General features: G+C 56.2%; 3 rRNA genes. All 3 read right to left on the bottom strand.

The features are described from left to right. Positions 1-50: 50 nt before the first annotated feature. The 3 genes from rrf to ACFWE1_RS17520 all read right to left on the bottom strand — a co-directional run bounded on the left by rrf (position 51) and on the right by ACFWE1_RS17520 (position 5,409). Positions 51-167 (bottom strand): 5S ribosomal RNA (gene rrf / locus ACFWE1_RS17510). A gap of 162 nt (positions 168-329) precedes the next feature. Beyond that, a 23S ribosomal RNA gene (locus tag ACFWE1_RS17515) occupies positions 330-3,434 on the bottom strand. Between the two features lie 450 nt (positions 3,435-3,884). Continuing rightward, positions 3,885-5,409, bottom strand: a 16S ribosomal RNA gene (locus tag ACFWE1_RS17520). Together the 16S, 23S and 5S rRNA genes form the textbook arrangement of a ribosomal RNA operon. Between the last annotated feature and the right edge of the window lie 182 nt (positions 5,410-5,591).

A 5,591-nucleotide genomic window follows, 5' to 3' on the forward strand; every position in this document is an offset into this window, starting at 1 on the left:
AAATGCCGAAAGGCCACCCCGGGGTTCGGGGTGGCCTTTCGTGAATGGGTGTCCGGCGGTGTCCTACTCTCCCACAGGGTCCCCCCTGCAGTACCATCGGCGCTGTCAGTCTTAGCTTCCGGGTTCGGAATGTGTCCGGGCGTTTCCCTGACGCTATGGCCGCCGTAACTCTTGCCCCGACACCAACCCCGGTGTGCGGGGTGGTGGGGAAATCGTTCGAGCGTTGCTCTGTTCAATTTGGTGTTTGGTTCGTCTGTCGGGAACCACACAGTGGACGCGAGTCATCAGGCTCTACATCGTGCCTTTTGCAAACGTTGATGTAGATAGTGATTATCAAGTTATCGGCGTATTAGTACCAGTCAGCTGCACACCTTGCGGTGCTTCCACATCTGGCCTATCAACCCAGTCGTCTGGCTGGGCGCCTCTCCCCCCGAAGGGGATGGAAATCTCATCTTGAGGCCGGCTTCCCGCTTAGATGCTTTCAGCGGTTATCCATCCCGAACGTAGCTAACCAGCGGTGCTCCTGGCGGAACAACTGGCACACCAGAGGTTCGTCCAACCCGGTCCTCTCGTACTAGGGTCAGATCCTCTCAAATTTCCTGCGCGCGCAGAGGATAGGGACCGAACTGTCTCACGACGTTCTAAACCCAGCTCGCGTACCGCTTTAATGGGCGAACAGCCCAACCCTTGGGACCTACTCCAGCCCCAGGATGCGACGAGCCGACATCGAGGTGCCAAACCATGCCGTCGATATGGACTCTTGGGCAAGATCAGCCTGTTATCCCCGAGGTACCTTTTATCCGTTGAGCGACAGCGCTTCCACAAGCCACTGCCGGATCACTAGTCCCGACTTTCGTCCCTGCTCGACCTGTCAGTCTCGCAGTCAAGCTCCCTTGTGCACTTACACTCGCCACCTGATTGCCAACCAGGTTGAGGGAACCTTTGGGCGCCTCCGTTACTCTTTGGGAGGCAACCGCCCCAGTTAAACTACCCACCAGGCACTGTCCCTGAACCGGATCACGGTTCGAAGTTAGATATCCAGAGTGACCAGAGTGGTATTTCAACAATGACTCCACGAACACTGGCGTGCCCGCTTCAAAGTCTCCCACCTATCCTACACAAGCCACACCGAACACCAATACCAAGCTGTAGTAAAGGTCACGGGGTCTTTCCGTCCTTCTGCGCGTAACGAGCATCTTTACTCGTACTGCAATTTCGCCGAGTTCGCGGTTGAGACAGCTGGGAAGTCGTTACGCCATTCGTGCAGGTCGGAACTTACCCGACAAGGAATTTCGCTACCTTAGGATGGTTATAGTTACCACCGCCGTTTACTGGGGCTTAACTTCTCAGCTTCGCTCCGAAGAGCTAACCGTTCCGCTTAACCTTCCAGCACCGGGCAGGCGTCAGTCCGTATACATCGTCTTGCGACTTCGCACGGACCTGTGTTTTTAGTAAACAGTCGCTTCCCACTGGTCTCTGCGGCCTTCACGCCTTCGGCAGCAAGTGCCTACAACGATCCGGCCCCCCTTCTCCCGAAGTTACGGGGGCATTTTGCCGAGTTCCTTAACCACGATTCTCTCGATCTCCTCGGTATTCTCTACCTGACCACCTGAGTCGGTTTGGGGTACGGGCGGCTAGAACCTCGCGTCGATGCTTTTCTCGGCAGCATAGGATCACCCACTTTTTATCCGCATCACGTCTCAGCCTGCATGAGTCGCGGATTTGCCTACGACTCGGCCTACACGCTTGCCCCGGGACAACCATCGCCCGGGCTGGGCTACCTTCCTGCGTCACACCTGTTAATACGCTCACCGCACCAGACCGGGTCCCATGCTCCCCGCCACGGTGTCCCCCGAAGGGAACGATGTGACAGTTCGGATGGTTAGCATTACTGGATTGGTGTGGGCGGTTCTTCGCCGGTACGGGAATATCAACCCGTTGTCCATCGACTACGCCTGTCGGCCTCGCCTTAGGTCCCGACTTACCCAGGGCAGATTAGCTTGACCCTGGAACCCTTGGTCTTCCGGAGGACGGGTTTCTCACCCGTCTTTCGCTACTCATGCCTGCATTCTCACTCGTGTACCGTCCACGGCTGGTTTCCACCGCCGCTTCACCCGGCACACGACGCTCTCCTACCCATCCACACGACTGGACCACGAAGGCCTATCGATTGTATGAATGCCACGACTTCGGTGGCGTGCTTGAGCCCCGTTACATTGTCGGCGCGGAATCACTTGACCAGTGAGCTATTACGCACTCTTTCAAGGGTGGCTGCTTCTAAGCCAACCTCCTGGTTGTCTGTGCAACTCCACATCCTTTCCCACTTAGCACGCGCTTAGGGACCTTAGTCGGTGGTCTGGGTTGTTTCCCTCTCGACGATGAAGCTTATCCCCCACCGTCTCACTGCTGCGCTCTCACTTACCGGCATTCGGAGTTTGGCTGACGTCAGTAACCTGTTGAGGCCCATCGGCCATCCAGTAGCTCTACCTCCGGCAAGAAACACGCAACGCTGCACCTAAATGCATTTCGGAGAGAACCAGCTATCACGAAGTTTGATTGGCCTTTCACCCCTATCCACAGCTCATCCCCTCAGTTTTCAACCTAAGTGGGTTCGGTCCTCCACGACGTCTTACCGTCGCTTCAACCTGGCCATGGATAGATCACTTCGCTTCGGGTCTAGGACCTGCGACTGAATCGCCCTATTCAGACTCGCTTTCGCTCCGGCTACCCCACACGGGTTAACCTCGCCACAGATCACTAACTCGCAGGCTCATTCTTCAAAAGGCACGCCGTCACCCCAACACGGGAGCTCCGACGGTTTGTAAGCAAACGGTTTCAGGTACTATTTCACTCCCCTCCCGGGGTACTTTTCACCTTTCCCTCACGGTACTTGTCCGCTATCGGTCATCTGGGAGTATTTAGGCTTACCAGGTGGTCCTGGCAGATTCACACGGGATTTCTCGGGCCCCGTGCTACTTGGGATCCCTCTCCGGGCCGCACACGATTTCGACTACGGGACTCACACCCACTCCGGTCCGGCTTTCAATCCGGTTCGTCTATCGCATACGCGTCACCGTGGCTGTCCGGCAGAACAGCCCGAAAGGTCCCACAACCCCGACCATGCAACCCCTGCCGGGTATCACACATGACCGGTTTAGCCTCATCCGCTTTCGCTCGCCACTACTCACGGAATCACGGTTGTTTTCTCTTCCTGTGGGTACTGAGATGTTTCACTTCCCCACGTTCCCTCTACCCGCCCTATATATTCAGGCGGGAGTCACCAGGTCACCCAAAGGGCCTGGCGGGGTTTCCCCATTCGGAAATCCTCGGATCACAGCTCGTTTATCAGCTCCCCGAGGCTTATCGCAGATTACGACGTCCTTCTTCGGCTCCAGATGCCAAGGCATCCACCGTTTGCTCTTAGAAACTTGAAATCACATGAGTTCAGAAACCACCAACCCCAAAAGGAGCCGGCGGTGACCAATGATTAGTCGAACGCACCCCTAAAAGGGCACGTCCTACGAATCTTTGTGATCAACACTCCCGAAAGAGCGTCAATCTAAGATGCTCGCGTCCACTATGTAGTTCTCAACAGACGAACAGCACCCCCACACCCGCCCACCACAGTGAGCATCGGCAGAGGCCTGCAAGAAACCAGCCACCCCCAACAACAGCCAGGGGTTGCGCCCGGTCCCTCAGGACCCAACAGCGTGCACGTACCCGCCCGGCCGGCCCCAACCGTTCCAACCCCCCGAAGAAGGCGTACTAGGTCTGAACCATTCAGACGAGCACCTATGTCAATGTTCCACCCATGAGCAACCAGTGAGAACGTTCGCCTCAATCTGGCTGACCTGGAACCAGCAAGCTGGTCCAGTGCTCCTTAGAAAGGAGGTGATCCAGCCGCACCTTCCGGTACGGCTACCTTGTTACGACTTAGTCCTAATCACCGATCCCACCTTCGACGGCTCCCTCCACAAGGGTTAGGCCACCGGCTTCGGGTGTTACCGACTTTCATGACTTGACGGGCGGTGTGTACAAGGCCCGGGAACGTATTCACCGCAGCGTTGCTGATCTGCGATTACTAGCGACTCCGACTTCATGAGGTCGAGTTGCAGACCTCAATCCGAACTGAGACCGGCTTTTTGGGATTCGCTCCGCCTTACGACATCGCAGCCCTTTGTACCGGCCATTGTAGCATGCGTGAAGCCCAAGACATAAGGGGCATGATGATTTGACGTCATCCCCACCTTCCTCCGAGTTGACCCCGGCAGTCTCACATGAGTCCCCACCATAACGTGCTGGCAACATGCGACGAGGGTTGCGCTCGTTGCGGGACTTAACCCAACATCTCACGACACGAGCTGACGACAACCATGCACCACCTGTTCACGAGTGTCCAAAGAGTTGACCATTTCTGGCCCGTTCTCGTGTATGTCAAGCCTTGGTAAGGTTCTTCGCGTTGCATCGAATTAATCCGCATGCTCCGCCGCTTGTGCGGGCCCCCGTCAATTCCTTTGAGTTTTAGCCTTGCGGCCGTACTCCCCAGGCGGGGCGCTTAATGCGTTAGCTACGACACGGAAACCGTGGAAAGGTCCCCACATCTAGCGCCCAACGTTTACGGCGTGGACTACCAGGGTATCTAATCCTGTTCGCTCCCCACGCTTTCGCTCCTCAGCGTCAGTAAGTGCCCAGAGACCTGCCTTCGCCATCGGTGTTCCTCCTGATATCTGCGCATTCCACCGCTACACCAGGAATTCCAGTCTCCCCTACACCACTCAAGTCTGCCCGTACCCACTGCAGGCTAGAGGTTGAGCCTCTAGTTTTCACAGCAGACGCGACAAACCGCCTACGAGCTCTTTACGCCCAATAATTCCGGACAACGCTCGGACCCTACGTATTACCGCGGCTGCTGGCACGTAGTTAGCCGGTCCTTTTTCTGCAGGTACCGTCACCCGAAGGCTTCTTCCCTACTAAAAGCGGTTTACAACCCGAAGGCCGTCATCCCGCACGCGGCGTTGCTGCATCAGGCTTGCGCCCATTGTGCAATATTCCCCACTGCTGCCTCCCGTAGGAGTCTGGGCCGTGTCTCAGTCCCAGTGTGGCCGGTCACCCTCTCAGGCCGGCTACCCGTCGACGCCTTGGTGAGCCATTACCTCACCAACAAGCTGATAGGCCGCGAGTCCATCCCAAACCGAAAAACTTTCCACCCCACACCATGCGGTGCAAGGTCCTATCCGGTATTAGCTCCGATTTCTCGAAGTTATCCCAGAGTCCAGGGCAGGTTACTCACGTGTTACTCACCCGTTCGCCACTAATCCCCCAGAGCAAGCTCCAGGTTCATCGTTCGACTTGCATGTGTTAAGCACGCCGCCAGCGTTCGTCCTGAGCCAGGATCAAACTCTCCAAAAAAAATGATTCAGCCAACCCCCGAAGAGGCCAACCAGAGTTTGTTCACTGACAGAGAAACAACTGACTCGAAAATCAAATTGTCCATCAATCAAAGGAATCCCACCTGCCAAAGCAGGCTGGGGTTCAATAAATTGGCATTGAACATAGTGCACGCTGTTGAGTTCTCAAGAAACGGACGCACC

The organism is Agromyces sp. NPDC060279 (assembly GCF_042726785.1).
Taxonomy (GTDB): domain Bacteria; phylum Actinomycetota; class Actinomycetes; order Actinomycetales; family Microbacteriaceae; genus Agromyces.